Origin of the sequence: Agrobacterium salinitolerans (assembly GCF_027498475.1) — a bacterium.
Classification (GTDB): Bacteria; Pseudomonadota; Alphaproteobacteria; order Rhizobiales; family Rhizobiaceae; genus Agrobacterium; species Agrobacterium salinitolerans.
Genome location: NZ_JAPZLN010000001.1, coordinates 811,233 through 830,132 on the forward strand (window position 1 = coordinate 811,233; position 18,900 = coordinate 830,132).

Genomic DNA, 18,900 nt, shown 5'->3' on the forward strand with positions numbered 1-18,900 from the left:
ATTACTTCCTCTTTGCCTTCTTGTCCGCGCCGTGACCGTAATAGGTACGGGTCGGAGAGAATTCACCGAACTTGTGTCCGACCATGTCTTCGTTGACCGAGACGGGCACATGCTTGCTGCCGTTGTAGACGCCAAACGTCAGACCGACGAACTGCGGCAGGATCGTGGAGCGACGGCTCCAGATCTTGATTACTTCATTACGTCCGCTCTCGCGCACCTTCTCAGCCTTGGTGAGAAGATAGCCGTCAACAAACGGACCTTTCCATACTGAACGAGCCATGAGTGACTACCTCTCTTACTTCTTACGCTGATGGCGCGAGCGCATGATGAACTTGTCGGTCGACTTGTTCGAACGGGTGCGCTTGCCCTTCGTGGGCTTGCCCCACGGAGTAACCGGGTGGCGACCACCCGACGTGCGACCTTCACCACCACCGTGCGGGTGGTCGACCGGGTTCATAACGACGCCGCGAACGTGCGGACGCTTGCCGCGCCAACGCGAACGACCGGCCTTGCCGTCGTTGATGTTGCCGTGGTCTGCGTTCGAAACAGCACCGATCGATGCGAGGCAGGAGCCGTGCACCAGGCGCTGTTCGCCCGAGTTGAGACGCAGGATGGCCATACCGGCATCGCGGCCGACGAGCTGGACATACGTACCGGCGGAGCGGGCGATCTGACCGCCCTTGCCCGGCTTCATCTCGACGTTGTGGATGATCGAACCGACCGGAATGTACTGAAGCGGCATGGTGTTGCCGGGCTTCACGTCCACTGCCTTGTCGGAGGCGATCACCTTGTCACCAGCAGCAAGACGCTGTGGCGCGAGAATGTAAGCCTGTTCGCCGTCGGTATACGTAACCAGCGCGATGAACGCGGTGCGGTTGGGGTCGTATTCCAAACGTTCAACGGTGCCTTCAACGTCAAACTTGCGACGCTTGAAGTCAACCAGACGGTAGGTCCGCTTGTGACCGCCACCCTGGAAACGGACGGTGATCCGGCCCTGGTTGTTACGGCCACCCTTGGAGCTGAGGCCCTGGGTGAGAGCCTTTACCGGCTTGCCCTTGTAGAGCGAAGCGCGGTCCACGATAACCAGCTGACGCTGGCTCGGCGTGGTCGGATTGAAACTTTTCAATGCCATATTCTTGTTCCCTTTTGGGTCTTTGCCCGCTTGGGCCTAACCTTTAGAGTCCGGTGGACACGTCGATGGATTGACCTTCGGCGAGCGTAACGACGGCTTTCTTGACGTCCTTCAGCTTACCGGCGAACCCACGGAAACGACGGGTCTTACCCTTGCGGATAAGCGTGTTCACAGCCGTGACTTTGACGCCGAAGAGAGCTTCCACGGCAGCCTTGATTTCAGGCTTGGAAGCATCCTTGGCGACGTTGAATACGACCTGGTTCTGTTCGGATACCAGCGTCGACTTTTCCGTGATCGAAGGAGATACGATCACATCGTAGTGGCGAAGATCCGTCATTTGAACCGCTCCTCCAGAGCCTCTACAGCAGCCTTGGAAAGCACCAGCTTGCCACGGCGCAGGATGTCGTAAACATTGATGCCCTGCACCGGCAGAACGTCCACATTCGGGATGTTCTGAGCAGCGAGCTTGAAGTTGCCATCAAGTTCGGCGCCGCCGATTACGAGAGCGTTGGTCAGGCCAAGCGAAGCGAAGCTGCCCAGCAGAGCCTTGGTCTTTGCTTCGGACGCGACGAGCTGATCGACGATGATCAGTTCTTCAGCCTTCAGCTTTGCAGACAGGGCGTGACGCAGGGCGAGCGCACGAACCTTCTTGGGAAGGTCATGTGCGTGGCTGCGAACGACCGGGCCGTGGGCCTTGCCGCCGCCGCGGAACTGCGGTGCGCGAGCCGAATGGTGACGAGCGCGGCCCGTACCCTTCTGCTTGTACATCTTCGCGCCGGTGCGGGAAACTTCCGACCGGTTCTTGGATTTGTGCGTTCCCTGCTGCTTCTTTGCAAGCTGCCAGCGAACCATGCGGGCCAGGATGTCCTGGCGGGGGTCGAGGCCGAAGATCTCATCCGACAGAGAAACCTTGCCGGCGTCTTTTCCCTCGAGGGTCTTGACGTTCAATTCCATGATAAGGCTCCCTTACTTCGCAGCCGACTTGACGGCGTCGCGGACGATGATCCAGGAACCCTTCGAGCCGGGAACTGCACCCTTCACGAGGATGAGGCCACGGTCTTCATCAGTCGAAACGACTTCGAGGTTCTGGGTCGTAACGCGGGTCTGGCCCATATGACCAGCCATGCGCTTGCCCTTCCAGACGCGGCCCGGATCCTGGTTGGAACCGGTCGAACCGTGTGCACGGTGCGAGATCGAGTTACCGTGCGAAGCGCGACCACCACCGAAGTTGTGACGCTTCATAGCACCGGCGAAACCCTTACCGATCGTGGTTCCGGTGACATCGACCAACTGGCCGGACTGAAAATGATTTGCGGTCAGTGTTGCACCGATGTCGATCAGGTTCTCGGGGGAAACCCGGAACTCGACGAGCTTTGCTTTCGGTTCGACATTGGCAGCGGCAAAGTGACCGCGAAGAGCCTTCGTCGTGTTCTTGACCTTGGACTGGCCGGCACCGAGCTGAACTGCGGTGTAGCCATTCTTGTCTTCCGTGCGCTGGGCAACGACTTGTACGTTATCCAGTCGCAATACTGTTACAGGGATATGTTCACCTGCGTCGTTATAGACGCGTGTCATACCCACTTTCTGTGCAATCACACCTGAACGCATTGGTTCATCCTCTTGCGAGCCTTGAAGGGAAAACCCTCTCTGGCCTTTGTTAAGGAGTGCCCTTCGACATCTCACGATGTTTCCGGTCTCCGGTTTGGAAGTCGTTGGATTGCTCCACGTACCTTCCTTGTTATTGGCCCTCACCCAAGAGTGAGGTCCGGCCTTGTTATTTCAGCCCTCACCTTAGACGGTTCGGGCCGGGTCTTAGAGCTTGATTTCCACGTCAACGCCAGCAGCGAGGTCGAGCTTCATCAGAGCATCGACAGTCTGCGGGGTGGGATCAACGATATCGAGAAGACGCTTGTGCGTCCGCATTTCGAACTGTTCACGGCTCTTCTTGTCAACGTGAGGAGAGCGGTTGACGGTAAACTTTTCGATGCGGGTGGGGAGCGGAACCGGGCCGCGAACGCTGGCGCCGGTGCGCTTTGCGGTCGACACGATTTCACGGGTAGAGGCATCGAGGATCCGGTGATCGAACGCCTTGAGGCGGATACGGATATTCTGGCCGTTCATTCGTCTTGTCCTTGTTCTTTGTTATTCGTTTCCGCACGCGGAAACACATGAACTTCTATTGATCGTGGCGCCGCAGATTTTCAAAAATCGAGAGGGATGCGCGTCACACCCCAATCATTTCGGTAGTCTGTATTGCTAAAAAAACCGCGTTTCGCAATCGCTTACGAATCCAGCGGTGATTGTGAGTGCGCGTTTACGCGCTTTCACCGAATTTTTCAAGCACTAAAAATGCAACGCCGCCAGGCTTTTTACCAAAAGTCCGGCGGCGGTGTTGTTCACACCGCCGCCAGTCAGAATTTCAAAGGTCGAAATTACTCGACGATCGAGGCAACGATGCCGGCGCCAACGGTACGGCCGCCTTCGCGGATAGCGAAGCGCAGCTTTTCTTCCATCGCGATCGGAACGATCAGCTCGACGTCAACGGTGACGTTGTCGCCAGGCATAACCATTTCCGTGCCTTCAGGAAGCGTAACGATGCCCGTCACGTCCGTCGTGCGGAAGTAGAACTGCGGACGGTAGTTCGTGAAGAACGGCGTATGACGGCCGCCCTCTTCCTTCGTCAGGATGTAGGCTTCAGCCTTGAACTTCTTGTGCGGCTTGACCGAACCCGGCTTGCACAGGATCTGACCACGCTCGACGCCGTCACGGTTAACACCGCGAACCAGTGCGCCGATGTTGTCGCCGGCCTGGCCCTGGTCGAGCAGCTTGCGGAACATTTCAACGCCGGTAACCGTCGTCTTCGACGTCGGACGGATGCCGACGATTTCGACTTCTTCACCAACCTTGACGATACCGCGCTCAACGCGACCCGTCACAACCGTACCACGACCCGAGATCGAGAACACGTCTTCGATCGGCATCAGGAACGGCTGGTCGATCGGACGCTCAGGCGTCGGGATGTAGGCGTCAACCGCTGCCATCAGCTCGCGGATCGCGTCTTCACCGATCTTCTTGTCGCTGTCTTCAAGAGCAGCAAGCGCCGAACCCTTGATGATCGGGATATCGTCGCCCGGGAAGTCGTAGGACGACAGAAGTTCACGAACTTCAAGCTCGACGAGCTCCAGAAGCTCGGCGTCGTCAACCTGGTCGACCTTGTTCAGGAACACGACGATCGCAGGAACGCCAACCTGACGGGCAAGCAGGATGTGCTCGCGGGTCTGCGGCATCGGGCCGTCAGCAGCCGAGCAAACCAGGATCGCGCCGTCCATCTGCGCTGCACCCGTGATCATGTTCTTCACGTAGTCGGCGTGGCCGGGGCAGTCAACGTGAGCGTAGTGACGGTTCGGCGTCTCATACTCAACGTGCGCCGTCGAAATCGTGATACCACGCGCCTTTTCTTCAGGAGCGGCGTCGATCTGGTCATACGCCTTGAACTCGCCGAAGAACTTCGTGATTGCCGCCGTCAGCGACGTCTTGCCATGGTCAACGTGACCGATCGTGCCAATGTTGACGTGCGGCTTCGTCCGCTCAAACTTGCTCTTTGCCATTAGTGGCTCTCCATTCTTGTCCCTTGACGGGAATAATCTTCAAAATTCGGTGGGGCGTACCCCGATCACTTCTGACCGGAGTACTTAGCCTGGATTTCCTGCGCCACGTTCGACGGAACCGGCGAATAGTGGTCGAACGTCATCGAGTACTGCGCGCGACCCTGCGACATGGAGCGCAGGTTGTCGACGTACTTGAACATGTTCGCGAGCGGAACATGCGCGTTGATGACGACGGCGATACCACGGCTTTCCTGGCCCTGGATCTGACCACGACGGGAGTTCAGGTCGCCGATAACGTCGCCGACATAGTCTTCCGGCGTTACGACTTCGACCTTCATCATCGGCTCGAGAAGCTGTGCGCCAGCCTTCTTCGCTGCTTCACGGAAGCAGGCGCGCGATGCGATTTCGAAGGCGAGAACCGACGAGTCGACATCGTGGAATGCACCGTCAACCAGCGTCGCCTTGACGCCGAGCATCGGGAAGCCAGCCAGCGGACCGGAAGACAGAACGCTTTCGATACCCTTCTGAACGCCCGGGATGTATTCCTTCGGAACAGCACCGCCGACGATCTTCGACTCGAACTTGAAGTCTTCGCCTTCGGGGTTCGGTTCGAAGATGATCTTCACGCGGGCGAACTGGCCGGTACCACCGGACTGCTTCTTGTGCGTGTAGTCTTCTTCGTGCTGACGGGTGATCGTTTCGCGGTAGGCAACCTGCGGCGCACCGACGGTAGCTTCAACCTTGAACTCGCGACGCATACGGTCGACGATGATGTCGAGGTGAAGCTCGCCCATGCCGGCAATGATGGTCTGGCCGGATTCGTCGTCGGTCTTGACGCGGAAGGACGGATCTTCTGCAGCCAGACGGTTGAGCGCGAGGCCCATCTTTTCCTGGTCGCCCTTGGTCTTCGGCTCGATCGCGATCTGGATGACCGGCTCGGGGAATTCCATGCGCTCGAGGATAACCGGCTTCAGCGGATCGCAGAGCGTGTCACCCGTGGTGGTTTCCTTCAGACCGGCCAGAGCAACGATGTCGCCTGCATAGGCTTCTTCGATGTCTTCACGGCTGTTGGAGTGCATCTGCAGCATACGGCCGACGCGCTCGCGCTTGTCCTTGACCGTGTTCATGACCGACGTGCCCTTTTCGAGCTTGCCGGAGTAGATGCGTGCGAAGGTGAGCGAACCGACGAAGGGGTCGTTCATGATCTTGAAGGCCAGCATGGACAGCGGCTCGGAATCGTCAGCGTGACGCTCGATTTCGGCTTCCGTCTTGGCGTCGATGCCCTTGATCGCCGGAATATCCAGCGGCGAAGGCAGGTAGTCGACGACGGCGTCGAGCAGCGGCTGAACGCCCTTGTTCTTGAACGCGGTACCGCAGAACATCGGGTGGAACTTCACGTCGATGGTGCCGCGGCGAACCAGTTCACGAATCTTGTCGTTATCCGGATAGTTACCTTCGAGGTAGGCTTCCATCGCTTCTTCGTCGATCTCAACAACAGTTTCGATCAGCTTTTCGCGATATTCTTCCGCCTTGGCCTTCATGTCCTCGGGGATTTCGACGACGTCCCACTGAGCGCCGAGCGATTCGTCGCGCCATACGAGAGCATTCATTTCGACCAGGTCGATGACGCCCTTGAACTCGGTCTCAGCGCCGATCGGCAGCTGCATGACGACGGCGGTAGCGCCGAGACGGGTCTTGATCATTTCTACCGAGCGGTAGAAGTCAGCACCGGTCTTGTCCATCTTGTTGCAGAAGATCATGCGCGGAACATGATACTTCTCAGCCTGACGCCAGACGGTTTCCGTCTGCGGCTCAACACCGGCGTTGGCGTCGAGCAGAGCGATCGCGCCGTCGAGAACGCGCAGCGAACGCTCGACTTCGATGGTGAAGTCAACGTGGCCGGGGGTGTCGATGATGTTGAAGCGGCGGGTCTTGCCGTCACGGCCCTTCCAGAAGGTCGTGGTCGCAGCAGACGTGATGGTGATACCACGCTCCTGCTCCTGCTCCATCCAGTCCATCGTGGCTGCGCCATCGTGAACTTCGCCGATCTTGTGCGACTTACCGGTGTAATAAAGAATACGCTCGGTGGTCGTCGTCTTGCCGGCGTCGATATGCGCCATGATACCGAAATTGCGGTAGTCTTCGATTTTATATTCGCGAGCCATAATGGACTGCCTTTCGATATGCGACCGGTTAAGATTACCAGCGGTAATGCGAGAATGCGCGGTTGGCGTCGGCCATCTTGTGCGTGTCTTCGCGCTTCTTGACAGCGGAACCGCGGTTGTTCGCAGCGTCCATGAGTTCGCCGGAAAGGCGATCGACCATGGTCGTTTCGTTGCGCTTGCGGGCAGCCGTGATCAGCCAGCGGATAGCGAGGGCCTGACGGCGCTCGGGGCGAACGTCGACCGGGACCTGGTAGGTTGCACCACCAACGCGGCGCGAACGCACTTCAACGTGCGGAGCGACGTTGTCGAGGGCGGAGTGGAACACGCCGAGCGGCTCCTGCTTCGTCTTGCCCTGAACGACGTCGAATGCGCCGTAAACGATGCTTTCTGCGACCGACTTCTTGCCGTGAAGCATGATGGCGTTCATGAACTTGGTGACGACCAGATCGCCGAACTTCGGGTCCGGGTTGATCTCACGCTTTTCTGCACTGTGGCGACGGGACATATTCTTTGTCTCTCAATGTTATTGACGCTAAACCACGCGGAGAACCTCGCGCAGCGCCGGAATTTGTTTAAACCGAATTACTTCGGACGCTTCGCACCGTACTTGGAGCGGCGCTGCTTGCGGTTCTTGACGCCCTGGGTATCGAGAACACCGCGGATGATGTGGTAACGCACACCCGGCAAGTCCTTTACGCGGCCGCCGCGGATCATGACCACGGAGTGTTCCTGAAGGTTGTGACCTTCGCCCGGAATGTAGCCGATAACTTCAAAGCCGTTGGTGAGACGGATCTTGGCAACCTTACGCAGAGCCGAGTTCGGCTTCTTCGGGGTCGTCGTGTAAACGCGGGTGCAAACACCACGCTTCTGCGGGTTTTCCTGAAGAGCAGGAACCTTGTTGCGCTTTACCTGTGCCTGGCGAGGCTTGCGGATCAGCTGGTTTACGGTAGGCATATAACCATCCCTTGCAAAAACTACTTTAGCCACCCTCACGGGTGGCGGCTATGCCGTTGCCGGCGACGATGCACGCATATATCCTCATGCGCAAAACGTGGCCCGATCCGTTTTCACGGATGGACCACCAAGAGCAGAGGACACCGGATGAGGCGTCTTGCGTGCAACATTCGTGTCTTCTACGTGCAATGGAGACCCGTTTGAGATGATGTTCGGGAAAAAGCTTACCGAACGGCCAGCACCCACAGAGGCTCCGATGGCGGGCGTACTACTGTTTTAGCCAGCTTTCGTCAAGGGTGAATCCACATTTTGCGCCGCCACCCCTGGCCGCAAAGCCCACGCCCGGGGCATTTCCAACGCGCTTTAACATAAGTCTGCGCAGAAGGCAGCGATTTTAACCTCCGCGCTTTGGCTTTTCATAAAATCCGTCTATTGATTCCCTCAGGGCGGGCCGGATCGGTCTCGCCACCCGCGGGACCGATTCCATCGGCCCGCATGACAGCAACGATAGATCAAGGAACGCGTCATGAGCACCCTCCCCGACAACGACAACGGACGCGACGAGCCGATGGTCTTCATCGTCATCGGCAAGGCATATGAGACCGACAACTCCGAGGGTATCGACATTCACGTCATCCTCAGGGCGCCGGACGACGATACCGCCGTGCGCGAAACGCTGAACGCGCTTTCCGAGGAAGGCTTCATCGAAGCCGATCTCGACCAGATCGGCATGCTGACCGATATCCCGGATGAAGAGCCGCACGCCTCCGCCTATCAGGGAGCTCTCGAAGGCGAAGTCGCCATCATCCGCTTCGCCTGAGGTTCAAGCCATGGCGGTTAGACGTATCGTCGCCAATATAGCAACGCCAGAGCCCGCGCGGGCTCAGGCGTTCTACGGTGACATTCTCGGCATGCCCGTCGCCATGGATCATGGCTGGATCGTCACCCATACGAGCCCACTCGAAGCGCGGGCTCAGGTGAGTTTCGCACGCGAAGGTGGCTCCGGCACGGATGTGCCGGACCTCTCCATCGAGGTCGACGATTTCGACGAGGTCCACGCCCGAATCCTGACGGCCGAGTTGCCGATCGAATACGGCCCCGCAGTCGAGGCGTGGGGTGTACGGCGCCTGTTCGTGCGCGATCCCTTCGGCAAGCTCATCAATATATTAAGTCACTCATAGATTATATACTTTGGATACAATAGTATTAATTCTTTATACATTGAACATCTGGCCCGCATCAGCCTAGAATAGTTCCGACGCAAATTTTCGGTGGCGGGTTGGATACTATATCGTCGGCAGACATCATCGATAACATTTATGAAGCGGCGCTTTTTCCTGACCGCTGGATGCAGGTTCTGGTAGCTGTTTGCCGCCATCTGAATTTCTGGGGCGGCGCGATTACCTGGGGCAAGGGAGAAGACCAGGTCTGGCTTTACACGCCCAGCTTTCAGGAACTGATGAAGGACTTCGTGGCGGGCGGCTGGAACCATCGCAATGATCGCCTCAGCCGCATCGCGCGGGAAGGCCAATTCTCTTTCGCGCAGGATTTGGACGTCTTCAACCATGAGGAATGGGCCGAGTTGCCGATCGTTCGTGACTTTCTCGTGCCCCGCGGTCTGGGCTACGGCGCAGCAACGCAGGTCGCTCCACCCGGCCATCCGGAAATGACAGTGCTGTTTGAACGCAGGCTCGACGCAGGCGTCATCACGCCTGAGACCATGGCTGCACTCGGCGGACTGAGGCCGCATATCGCCCGCAGCCTCACCCTCGCAACACAGTTGCAGCGTCAGAAGGCTGATGCGATGACCTTTGGTCTCAACGCCATTGGCGCGCCGGCCGCCGTGCTGCAGACGAGCGGCCGCATCCTCTCGGCCAACGATCTGTTCCTGTCATTACAGAAATGCTTTTCCGCCCGCACGCGCGAGAGGATCTCCATTGCCGATGAGGGAGTGAACCGACTGCTCTACAAGGCACTCTCCGGGCAAGACGCCGGCTCCTTCCCTCTCCCCGCCAGCGCTGACGGCGCCTGCATTCTTCACCTCATACCGCTGCGCAAGAGCGCACTGGATTTTTCACCCAACGGCAACGCCATCGTGCTCGTATCGCAACCGACGGGTGCCATTGCCGATGCTAACACATTGCTGAAGGGTCTCTACGATCTCACCAATGGCGAAGCGCGGGTAGCGCTGGAAATCATGAAGGGGCTTTCGCTTCCAGCCGTGGCGAAGCAACTGAAAGTCTCCCACGAAACCGTTCGAAGCAACGCCAAGTCGATCTATGCAAAGACCGGCAGCACCGGCAAGACCGATCTCGTTCGCCGGCTTTCCGTTCTCACCCGCTATAACATCCCCGGGCAGGGCTAACCCATCGCGCCGGGATGAATATCCGAGTTCACTGACGAGGGATGACCAACCCCGAATTCCGCAAAACAAAAAACGCCCGGATTGCTCCGGGCGTCTTGCTCTGAATTTCGGAGGGGCTTCGCAAAGCCCCTGCCCTTCCCGCCTTATTCGGCGGCCGGAGCCTGGTCCGTCATGTCCTGCAGCATCTGGTTCGCAGAGCCTGCGCCCGTACCCTTGCGGCGTTCCTCGAGAATGAGGTCGTCGCGCGAGGTGGCGATGCGGCGGATCTGCGTCATGGTGCCGCCGGTACCGGCCGGGATGAGACGGCCGACGATGACGTTTTCCTTGAGGCCCTGCAGCGTGTCCGTCTTGCCGGCAATCGCAGCTTCCGTGAGAACCTTGGTGGTCTCCTGGAAGGATGCGGCCGAGATGAAGGACGGCGTCTGCAGCGAAGCCTTGGTGATGCCGAGCAGAACCGGCTCGCCATACGCAGGCTTCTTGCCCTCTTCGATCAGACGGTCGTTCATGTCTTCCATCTCGATACGGTCGACATTGTCGCCAACGATATACTGGCTGTCACCAGCATCGGTGATCTCAACCTTCTGCAGCATCTGGCGAACGATCACCTCGATGTGCTTGTCGTTGATCACAACGCCCTGCAGTCGGTAGACTTCCTGGATTTCGTTCACGAGGTAGGAAGCCAGAGCCTCCACACCCTTGATCGCCAGAATGTCGTGCGGTGCCGGGTTACCGTCGAGGATGTATTCACCCTTTTCGATATAGTCGCCTTCCTGAAGGTGGAAGGGCTTGCCCTTCGGGATCAGGTATTCGACTGGCTCGACGCCGTCTTCCGCAGGTTCGATCATCACGCGACGCTTGTTCTTGTAGTCGCGGCCGAGGCGGATCGTACCATCGATCTCTGCGATGATGGCGTGGTCCTTCGGACGACGGGCTTCGAACAGTTCGGCAACGCGCGGCAGACCACCGGTGATGTCCTTCGTCTTGGCGCTTTCCAGCGGCGAACGTGCAAGCACGTCGCCCTGGGAGACCTTCGCACCCGGCTCGACCGACAGGATGGCGTCAACCGAAAGCTGGAAGCGGGCTTCGCCACCACGGGCAAGCTTCGCAACAGCACCGGACGCGTCCTTGATGACGATCGCAGGCTTGAGATCCGAACCGCGCGGCGTCGAACGCCAGTCAATGACCTGACGCTTGGTGATGCCGGTGGATTCGTCGGTCGCTTCCAGAACGGAGAGGCCGTCGACGAGGTCTTCGAAGTGAACGGTACCTTCCACTTCCGTCATCATCGGACGGGTATAGGGGTCCCACTCTGCAAGACGCTGGCCACGCTTTACCTTGTCGCCATCGTCCACGAAGATCTTCGAACCGTAAGCGACACGCTGCGTGGACCGTTCCGCGCCGCGCTCGTCAAGGATCGTAACGGACATGTTACGGCCCATGGCGATGAGAACGCCTTCGGAGTTCCGCAGGATGTTGCGGTTCTTGATCTGGATCGTGCCTTCATACGACGCTTCGAGGAACGACTGGTCGACCACGTTTGCCGTACCGCCAAGGTGGAAGGTACGCATGGTGAGCTGCGTGCCCGGTTCACCGATCGACTGCGCGGCGATGACGCCAACGGCTTCGCCCATGTTGACAGGCGTACCGCGTGCAAGGTCACGACCGTAGCAGACGCCGCAGACGCCGATCTGCACTTCGCAGGTAAGCGCAGAGCGGATGCGGACGGACTGGATGCCGGCCTTTTCGATGGTCGCAACGTCCGCTTCGTCGATCAGAGTCCCAGCCTTGACGATGTTTTCGCCGGTGACCGGGTTGTCGATATCGTCCAGAGCCGTACGACCGAGGATACGTGCGCCGAGCGAAGCAACGACCTGACCGGCATCGACGATGGCCGTCATGGTGAGGCCCTTGTCGGTGCCGCAATCCCTGGAGTTGACGATGCAATCCTGCGCGACATCGACGAGACGACGGGTAAGGTAACCCGAGTTCGCCGTCTTCAAGGCGGTGTCTGCGAGACCCTTACGGGCACCGTGGGTCGAGTTGAAGTACTCGTTAACGGTCAGACCTTCCTTAAAGTTCGAGATGATCGGCGTCTCGATGATTTCACCCGAGGGCTTGGCCATCAGGCCGCGCATGCCGCCCAGCTGACGCATCTGGTTCGGAGAACCACGAGCACCCGAGTGGGACATCATGTAGATGGAGTTCATCGGCTTCTGGCGGCCCGTTTCCGGATCGAACTCGACAGCCTTGATGCGCGCCATCATTTCTTCAGCGACCTTTTCGGTCGCCTTGCCCCAGGCGTCGACAACCTTGTTGTACTTTTCGCCCTGGGTGATGAGACCATCATTGTACTGCTGTTCGTATTCCTTCACGAGAGCTTCGGTGTCACCGACGATCTTCACCTTGCTGTCCGGAATGACCATGTCGTCCTTGCCGAACGAAATGCCGGCGCGGCAGGCGTGGCTGAAGCCGAGCTGCATGATGCGGTCGCAGAAGATGACCGTGTCTTTCTGGCCGCAATGACGGTAGACCGTGTCGATCATCTTGGAGATGTTCTTCTTGGTCATTTCCTGGTTGCAGACGTCGAAAGGCACGTTGACGTTCTTCGGCAGAAGTTCGCCGATGAGCATACGGCCAGGGGTCGTCTCATGGATCTTCGAAACCGGCTTGCCATCGGCATCCACGGTCTTGAAGCGTCCACGAATCTTGGCATGCAACGTCACGACCTTGTTTTCAAGCGCGTGATGCAGCTCACCGATGTCGGAGAAGGCCATGCCTTCGCCCGGCTCGTTCTGGTTCATGATCGACAGGTAGTACAGGCCGAGAACCATGTCCTGCGAAGGAACGATGATCGGGTGGCCGTTTGCCGGATGCAGGATGTTGTTGGTCGACATCATCAGCACGCGCGCTTCCAGCTGGGCTTCCAGCGAAAGCGGAACGTGAACAGCCATCTGGTCACCGTCGAAGTCGGCGTTGAAGGCCGTGCAGACGAGCGGGTGCAGCTGGATGGCCTTGCCTTCGACCAGCATCGGTTCGAAAGCCTGGATGCCCAGACGGTGCAGCGTCGGTGCGCGGTTCAGCAGAACCGGATGTTCGCGGATCACCTCGTCGAGGATATCCCAGACCTCGGGCTTTTCCTTTTCAACCAGCTTCTTGGCCTGCTTGACGGTCGAGGAGTAACCCTTGGCGTCGAGGCGGGCGTAGATGAACGGCTTGAACAGTTCGAGCGCCATCTTCTTCGGCAGGCCGCACTGGTGCAGCTTCAGTTCCGGACCGGTCACGATGACCGAACGGCCGGAATAGTCGACGCGCTTGCCGAGAAGGTTCTGGCGGAAGCGGCCCTGCTTGCCCTTGAGCATGTCGGAGAGCGACTTCAGCGGACGCTTGTTGGCACCCGTGATGACGCGACCGCGACGGCCGTTATCGAACAACGCATCGACGGATTCCTGCAACATACGCTTTTCGTTGCGGATGATGATGCCAGGCGCACGAAGCTCGATCAGGCGCTTCAGACGGTTGTTACGGTTGATGACGCGGCGATAGAGATCGTTGAGGTCGGACGTCGCGAAACGGCCGCCATCCAGCGGAACCAGCGGACGCAGGTCCGGCGGGATCACGGGAACGACCTTCATGATCATCCATTCCGGGCGGTTGCCGGATTCCATGAAGTTCTCGACGATCTTCAGGCGCTTCATCAGCTTCTTCTGCTTGAGATCGGACGTGGTCTCAGCAAGTTCGGCACGCAGGTCGCCGGCGATCTTTTCCAGATTCATCGAAGCCAGCATCTCGTAGATGGCTTCAGCGCCGATCATGGCGGTGAACTGGTCTTCGCCGAACTCGTCGACGGCAATCATGTACTCTTCTTCAGACAGAAGCTGGTTCTGCTTGAGCGAGGTAAGACCGGGTTCGGTGACGATGTAGTTCTCGAAATAGAGAACGCGTTCGACATCCTTCAGCGTCATGTCGAGCAGGGTCGAGATACGCGAAGGAAGCGACTTCAGAAACCAGATGTGGGCAACCGGCGCTGCGAGCTCGATATGGCCCATGCGCTCACGGCGAACGCGCGACAGCGTCACTTCGACGCCGCACTTTTCGCAGATGATGCCCTTGTACTTCATGCGCTTGTACTTGCCGCACAGGCACTCATAGTCCTTGATCGGTCCGAAGATACGCGCACAGAAAAGACCGTCACGCTCAGGCTTGAACGTACGGTAGTTGATGGTTTCCGGCTTCTTGATCTCGCCGTAGGACCACGACAGGATTTTTTCCGGCGAAGCGATCGAAATCCGGATGGAATCGAAATGCTGCGCAGGCACCTGAGGATTGAAAAGATTCATGACCTCTTGGTTCATGCCTTGTCTCCTTGAGAGGCTAGCTGCTGCCCCTGTTTGCATCCGGACCGGCTTCTTCCCGGGTCGCCGTCCAGAGCTTTAAATACGGATTAACCGCATAATGCGGCGAAAGTGTCCCGAACCGGCCAATACCGTCCGGGAAACCGGCAGGCGCCCTTGCAGGCGCCCGCCTCTATCGTCTTATTCCGCCGCGTCGGGCAGCTGGTCTTCGGGCTGGTTCTCGATCTTCGAGTTTTCCAGTTCGACCGAAAGACCCAGCGACCGCATTTCCTTGACGAGAACGTTGAAGCTCTCCGGAATACCGGCCTCGAAGGTGTCGTCGCCACGGACGATCGCTTCGTAGACCTTGGTGCGGCCCGCCACGTCGTCCGACTTGACGGTGAGCATTTCCTGCAGCGTGTAAGCCGCGCCGTATGCTTCCAGAGCCCAGACTTCCATTTCCCCGAAGCGCTGACCGCCGAACTGCGCCTTTCCGCCCAGCGGCTGCTGGGTAACGAGCGAGTAAGGACCGATCGAACGAGCGTGGATCTTGTCGTCAACAAGGTGGTTCAGCTTGATCATGTACATGTAGCCGACGGTGACCTTACGGTCGAACGGCTCACCGGTACGACCGTCATAAAGAACGGACTGACCGGATTCATGCAGACCTGCCTTCTTCAGCATCGCGGCGACGTCAGGCTCATGCGCACCGTCGAAGACCGGGGTCGCGATGGAAACACCGCGCTTGGCTTCTTCGGCAAGCTTGACAAGCGAGTCGTCATCGAAACTCTGAACCTCGTCATTGGCTTCAGACGCGTAGATTTCCGTCAGCTCGCTGCGAAGCTCGCTGATGTCCATCGTCTTGCGATACTCTTCGAGCATCTCGCCGATCTTCTTGCCCATGCCTGCGCATGCCCATGCGAGATGGGTTTCGAGGATCTGGCCGACGTTCATGCGCGAAGGCACGCCGAGCGGGTTCAAGCAGATGTCGACATGCGTGCCGTCTTCGAGGAACGGCATGTCCTCGACCGGAACGATGCGCGAGACAACGCCCTTGTTGCCGTGACGGCCGGCCATCTTGTCGCCCGGCTGGATCTTGCGCTTAACGGCAACGAAGACCTTGACCATCTTCATGACGCCCGGAGGCATTTCATCGCCACGCTGGACCTTTTCGACCTTGTCCATGAAGCGCTGTTCAAGGCGCGACTTGGATTCGTCGTACTGGCCGCGAAGCGCTTCCAGCTCGGACTGAGCCTTCTCGTCTTCGACAGCGAACATCCACCACTGCGAGCGGGGATATTCGGAGACGACGGCGTTGGAGAGCTCGACGCCCTTCTTGAAGCCCTTCGGACCGGCAATCGAAACCTGACCACGCAGCATGTCGATCAGACGGCCATAGACGTTACGGTCGAGGATCGCCTGCTCGTCGTCGCGGTCCTTCGCCAGACGCTCGATCTCTTCGCGCTCGATAGCCATCGCGCGCTCGTCCTTCTCCACACCGTGACGGTTGAAGACGCGGACTTCCACGACCGTACCGAACGTGCCCGGAGGCATGCGCATGGAGGTGTCGCGAACGTCGGAAGCCTTTTCACCGAAGATGGCGCGCAGAAGCTTTTCTTCCGGCGTCATCGGGCTTTCGCCCTTCGGCGTGATCTTGCCGACGAGGATGTCGCCCGGCTGAACTTCCGCACCGATGTACACGATACCGGCTTCGTCGAGGTTCTTCAGCGCTTCTTCCGAAACGTTCGGAATGTCGCGCGTGATTTCTTCCGGACCAAGCTTCGTGTCGCGCGCCATCACTTCGAATTCTTCGATGTGGATGGAGGTGAACACGTCGTCGGAAACGATACGCTCCGACATCAGGATCGAGTCTTCGTAGTTGTAGCCGTTCCAGGGCATGAACGCGACGAGCGCGTTGCGGCCGAGAGCCAGATCGCCGAGGTCGGTCGACGGACCGTCCGCGATGATATCGCCCTTGGAGATGATGTCGCCGACGGAAACCAGCGGACGCTGGTTGACGCAGGTGTTCTGGTTCGAACGCTGGAACTTCTGCAGACGATAGATGTCAACACCGGACTTGCCGGCATCGAGGTCTTCCGTGGCGCGGATAACGATACGGGTCGCATCCACCTGATCGACGACACCGCCGCGACGGGACGCAATGGCAGCGCCGGAGTCACGGGCGACGATCGGCTCCATGCCGGTACCGACGAACGGCGCCTCGGCGCGCAGAAGCGGAACGGCCTGACGCTGCATGTTCGAGCCCATGAGAGCGCGGTTGGCGTCGTCGTTTTCCAGGAACGGAATGAGCGCCGCTGCGACCGAAACGAGCTGCTTCGGCGAAACGTCCATCAGGTTGATGTTGTCACGCGGTGCGAGCATAACTTCGCCCGAGTGACGGCAGACGACGAACTCTTCCGAGAACGAACCGTCTTCATTGAGCGGCGCGTTGGCCTGCGCGACGTAATACTTGGCCTCTTCCATCGCGGAGAGGTAGATCACGTCATTGGTCACCTTACCTTCGACGATCTTGCGGTACGGGCTTTCGATGAAGCCGTACTTGTTGACGCGGGCGAAGGTTGCAAGCGAGTTGATCAGACCGATGTTCGGGCCTTCCGGCGTTTCGATCGGGCAAATACGGCCGTAATGGGTCGGGTGAACGTCGCGGACTTCGAAGCCAGCGCGCTCGCGGGTCAGACCACCCGGTCCAAGAGCCGAAAGACGGCGCTTGTGGGTGATTTCCGAAAGCGGGTTCACCTGGTCCATGAACTGCGAAAGCTGCGAGGAACCGAAGAATTCGCGAACAGCGGCGGCAGCCGGCTTCGCGTTGATCAGGTCCTGCGGCATCACGGTGTCGATTTCGATCGAGGACATACGTTCCTTGATCGCACGTTCCATGCGCAGAAGGCCCAGACGATACTGGTTTTCCATCAGTTCGCCGACAGAGCGAACACGGCGGTTGCCGAGGTTGTCGATGTCGTCGATTTCGCCCTTGCCGTCGCGCAGTTCGACCAGCATCTTGACAACCGCGAGGATGTCTTCCTTGCGCAGCGTGCGCACGGTGTCTTCCGCATCGAGGTCGAGGCGCATGTTCATCTTGACGCGGCCAACGGCCGACAGATCGTAACGTTCAGCATCGAAGAACAGCGAGTTGAACATCGCTTCGGCCGATTCCATGGTCGGCGGCTCACCCGGACGCATGACGCGGTAGATGTCGAACAGGGCTTCCTGACGGTTCTCGTTCTTGTCGGCAGACAGCGTGTTGCGGATATAGGCACCAACATTGACGTGGTCGATGTTGAGGACTGGAATCTCGTCGAAGCCCGACTGCAGGATGAGACCGAGGGTCTTCTCGTCGATTTCGTCGCCGGCTTCGAGATAGATTTCACCCGTCTCGTAGTTGACGATGTCTTCGGCCAGATAGTTGCCATAAAGGTCTTCGTCGGTCGCCTTCAGCGCCTTGAGGCCCTTCTCCGTCAGCTGGCGGATCAGGCGCGGGGTCAGCTTCTTGCCGCCTTCGACCACGACTTCGCCGGTATCGGCGTCGATCATGTCGGTAATGACCTTGGCGTTCTTCAGCGTCTCGGGCTGGAAGGGAATGCGCCAGCCGTCGCCGTCGCGCTCATAGGAAGCCTTGGTGTAGAAGGTCGACAGAATGTCTTCGCCGTCCATGCCAAGCGCCATCAGCAGCGAGGTCGCGGGGATCTTGCGGCGGCGGTCGATACGCGCATAGACGATGTCCTTGGCGTCGAACTCGATGTCGAGCCAGGAACCGCGATACGGGATGACGCGGGCAGCAAACAGCAGCTTGCCGGAAGAATGGCTCTTGCCCTTGTCGTGATCGAAGAACACGCCCGGCGAACGGTGCATCTGCGAAACGATGACGCGCTCGGTGCCGTTGACGATGAACGTACCGTTATTGGTCATGAGCGGCATATCGCCCATGTAGACGGACTGTTCCTTGATGTCCTTGATGGACTTCGCGCCCGTATCTTCATCGATATCGAACACGATGAGACGCAGCGTCACCTTGAGCGGCGCTGCATAGGTCAGATCGCGCTGACGGCATTCCTCGACGTCGAACTTCGGCGCTTCGAATTCGTAGGACACGAATTCAAGCATGGACGCGCCCGAGAAATCGGTGATCGGGAATACGGATTTGAATACGGCATTCAATCCCTCGTCGGGACGGCCACCCTTGGGCTCGTCAACCATGAGAAACTGGTCATACGAAGCCTTCTGAACCTCGATGAGGTTCGGCATTTCCGCTACTTCTGGAATTTTGCCGAAAAACTTGCGTACGCGCCTGCGACCGTTAAACGAAAGGGTCTGAGCCATCGTCGCT

15 protein-coding genes are annotated in these 18,900 nt (G+C 58.7%); 3 read left to right on the forward strand and 12 right to left on the reverse strand.

The annotated features are described in order from the left end of the window. Window position 1: 1 nt before the first annotated feature. From rpsS to rpsL, 10 genes are all read right to left on the reverse strand, one after another. Entirely contained in the window at window positions 2–280 is a 279-nt protein-coding gene (gene rpsS / locus O9X91_RS03970) for a 30S ribosomal protein S19 (RefSeq protein ID WP_003507772.1), read from the reverse strand. A 15-nt stretch (window positions 281–295) separates the two neighbouring features. Further along, complete coding sequence (gene rplB / locus O9X91_RS03975) at window positions 296–1,132, reverse strand: 50S ribosomal protein L2 (protein WP_077983838.1); 837 nt, start codon at window positions 1,130–1,132, stop codon at window positions 296–298. 43 nt (window positions 1,133–1,175) lie between these two features. Next, entirely contained in the window at window positions 1,176–1,469 is a 294-nt protein-coding gene (locus tag O9X91_RS03980; RefSeq protein WP_063948592.1) for a 50S ribosomal protein L23, read from the reverse strand. After that, on the reverse strand, window positions 1,466–2,086 hold the full coding sequence (gene rplD / locus O9X91_RS03985) for a 50S ribosomal protein L4 (protein WP_003495173.1): 621 nt from the start codon (window positions 2,084–2,086) through the stop codon (window positions 1,466–1,468). The genes O9X91_RS03980 and rplD overlap by 4 nt, the downstream gene beginning before the upstream one ends. 12 nt (window positions 2,087–2,098) lie before the next feature. After that, a complete protein-coding gene (rplC, locus tag O9X91_RS03990) occupies window positions 2,099–2,740 on the reverse strand; it encodes a 50S ribosomal protein L3 (RefSeq protein ID WP_077983839.1) in 642 nt (213 codons plus the stop codon). A 204-nt stretch (window positions 2,741–2,944) separates the two neighbouring features. Continuing rightward, on the reverse strand, window positions 2,945–3,253 hold the full coding sequence (rpsJ, locus tag O9X91_RS03995; protein WP_003507767.1) for a 30S ribosomal protein S10: 309 nt from the start codon (window positions 3,251–3,253) through the stop codon (window positions 2,945–2,947). 311 nt (window positions 3,254–3,564) lie between these two features. Continuing rightward, entirely contained in the window at window positions 3,565–4,740 is a 1,176-nt protein-coding gene (tuf, locus tag O9X91_RS04000) for an elongation factor Tu (RefSeq protein ID WP_065113659.1), read from the reverse strand. 65 nt (window positions 4,741–4,805) lie between these two features. Continuing rightward, a complete protein-coding gene (gene fusA / locus O9X91_RS04005; RefSeq protein ID WP_065113660.1) occupies window positions 4,806–6,905 on the reverse strand; it encodes an elongation factor G in 2,100 nt (699 codons plus the stop codon). A 34-nt stretch (window positions 6,906–6,939) separates the two neighbouring features. Then, window positions 6,940–7,410, reverse strand: coding sequence for a 30S ribosomal protein S7 (gene rpsG / locus O9X91_RS04010; RefSeq protein ID WP_003507761.1), 471 nt, complete (start codon window positions 7,408–7,410; stop codon window positions 6,940–6,942). Between the two features lie 77 nt (window positions 7,411–7,487). Next, window positions 7,488–7,859 (reverse strand): 30S ribosomal protein S12, encoded by a 372-nt coding sequence (gene rpsL, locus O9X91_RS04015; protein ID WP_003507760.1) that lies wholly within the window; start codon window positions 7,857–7,859, stop codon window positions 7,488–7,490. Window positions 7,860–8,385: 526 nt separating this feature from the next. Here rpsL and O9X91_RS04020 point away from each other — a divergent pair. From O9X91_RS04020 to O9X91_RS04030, 3 genes are all read left to right on the forward strand, one after another. Then, window positions 8,386–8,679 (forward strand): transcriptional regulator, encoded by a 294-nt coding sequence (locus O9X91_RS04020; protein ID WP_065655890.1) that lies wholly within the window; start codon window positions 8,386–8,388, stop codon window positions 8,677–8,679. A 10-nt stretch (window positions 8,680–8,689) separates the two neighbouring features. Further along, complete coding sequence (locus O9X91_RS04025) at window positions 8,690–9,040, forward strand: VOC family protein (protein ID WP_269834229.1); 351 nt, start codon at window positions 8,690–8,692, stop codon at window positions 9,038–9,040. 98 nt (window positions 9,041–9,138) lie between these two features. Then, window positions 9,139–10,224, forward strand: a complete 1,086-nt coding sequence (locus O9X91_RS04030) for a helix-turn-helix transcriptional regulator (protein ID WP_269834228.1) — start codon at window positions 9,139–9,141, stop codon at window positions 10,222–10,224. Between the two features lie 143 nt (window positions 10,225–10,367). Here O9X91_RS04030 and rpoC read toward each other — a convergent pair whose 3' ends face one another. Continuing rightward, complete coding sequence (rpoC, locus tag O9X91_RS04035; protein WP_077981785.1) at window positions 10,368–14,576, reverse strand: DNA-directed RNA polymerase subunit beta'; 4,209 nt, start codon at window positions 14,574–14,576, stop codon at window positions 10,368–10,370. Window positions 14,577–14,756: 180 nt separating this feature from the next. Further along, window positions 14,757–18,893 (reverse strand): DNA-directed RNA polymerase subunit beta, encoded by a 4,137-nt coding sequence (rpoB, locus tag O9X91_RS04040; protein ID WP_142911495.1) that lies wholly within the window; start codon window positions 18,891–18,893, stop codon window positions 14,757–14,759. Window positions 18,894–18,900 lie beyond the last annotated feature (7 nt).

Bases quoted from the DNA above. Each gene is read 5' to 3' on its own strand.
- rpsS (WP_003507772.1), bottom strand. From the start codon at position 280: ATGGCTCGTTCAGTATGGAAAGGTCCGTTTGTTGACGGCTATCTTCTC.
- rplB (WP_077983838.1), bottom strand. From the start codon at position 1,132: ATGGCATTGAAAAGTTTCAATCCGACCACGCCGAGCCAGCGTCAGCTG.
- O9X91_RS03980 (WP_063948592.1), bottom strand. From the start codon at position 1,469: ATGACGGATCTTCGCCACTACGATGTGATCGTATCTCCTTCGATCACG.
- rplD (WP_003495173.1), bottom strand. From the start codon at position 2,086: ATGGAATTGAACGTCAAGACCCTCGAGGGAAAAGACGCCGGCAAGGTT.
- rplC (WP_077983839.1), bottom strand. From the start codon at position 2,740: ATGCGTTCAGGTGTGATTGCACAGAAAGTGGGTATGACACGCGTCTAT.
- rpsJ (WP_003507767.1), bottom strand. From the start codon at position 3,253: ATGAACGGCCAGAATATCCGTATCCGCCTCAAGGCGTTCGATCACCGG.
- tuf (WP_065113659.1), bottom strand. From the start codon at position 4,740: ATGGCAAAGAGCAAGTTTGAGCGGACGAAGCCGCACGTCAACATTGGC.
- fusA (WP_065113660.1), bottom strand. From the start codon at position 6,905: ATGGCTCGCGAATATAAAATCGAAGACTACCGCAATTTCGGTATCATG.
- rpsG (WP_003507761.1), bottom strand. From the start codon at position 7,410: ATGTCCCGTCGCCACAGTGCAGAAAAGCGTGAGATCAACCCGGACCCG.
- rpsL (WP_003507760.1), bottom strand. From the start codon at position 7,859: ATGCCTACCGTAAACCAGCTGATCCGCAAGCCTCGCCAGGCACAGGTA.
- O9X91_RS04020 (WP_065655890.1), top strand. From the start codon at position 8,386: ATGAGCACCCTCCCCGACAACGACAACGGACGCGACGAGCCGATGGTC.
- O9X91_RS04025 (WP_269834229.1), top strand. From the start codon at position 8,690: ATGGCGGTTAGACGTATCGTCGCCAATATAGCAACGCCAGAGCCCGCG.
- rpoC (WP_077981785.1), bottom strand. From the start codon at position 14,576: ATGAACCAAGAGGTCATGAATCTTTTCAATCCTCAGGTGCCTGCGCAG.
- rpoB (WP_142911495.1), bottom strand. From the start codon at position 18,893: ATGGCTCAGACCCTTTCGTTTAACGGTCGCAGGCGCGTACGCAAGTTT.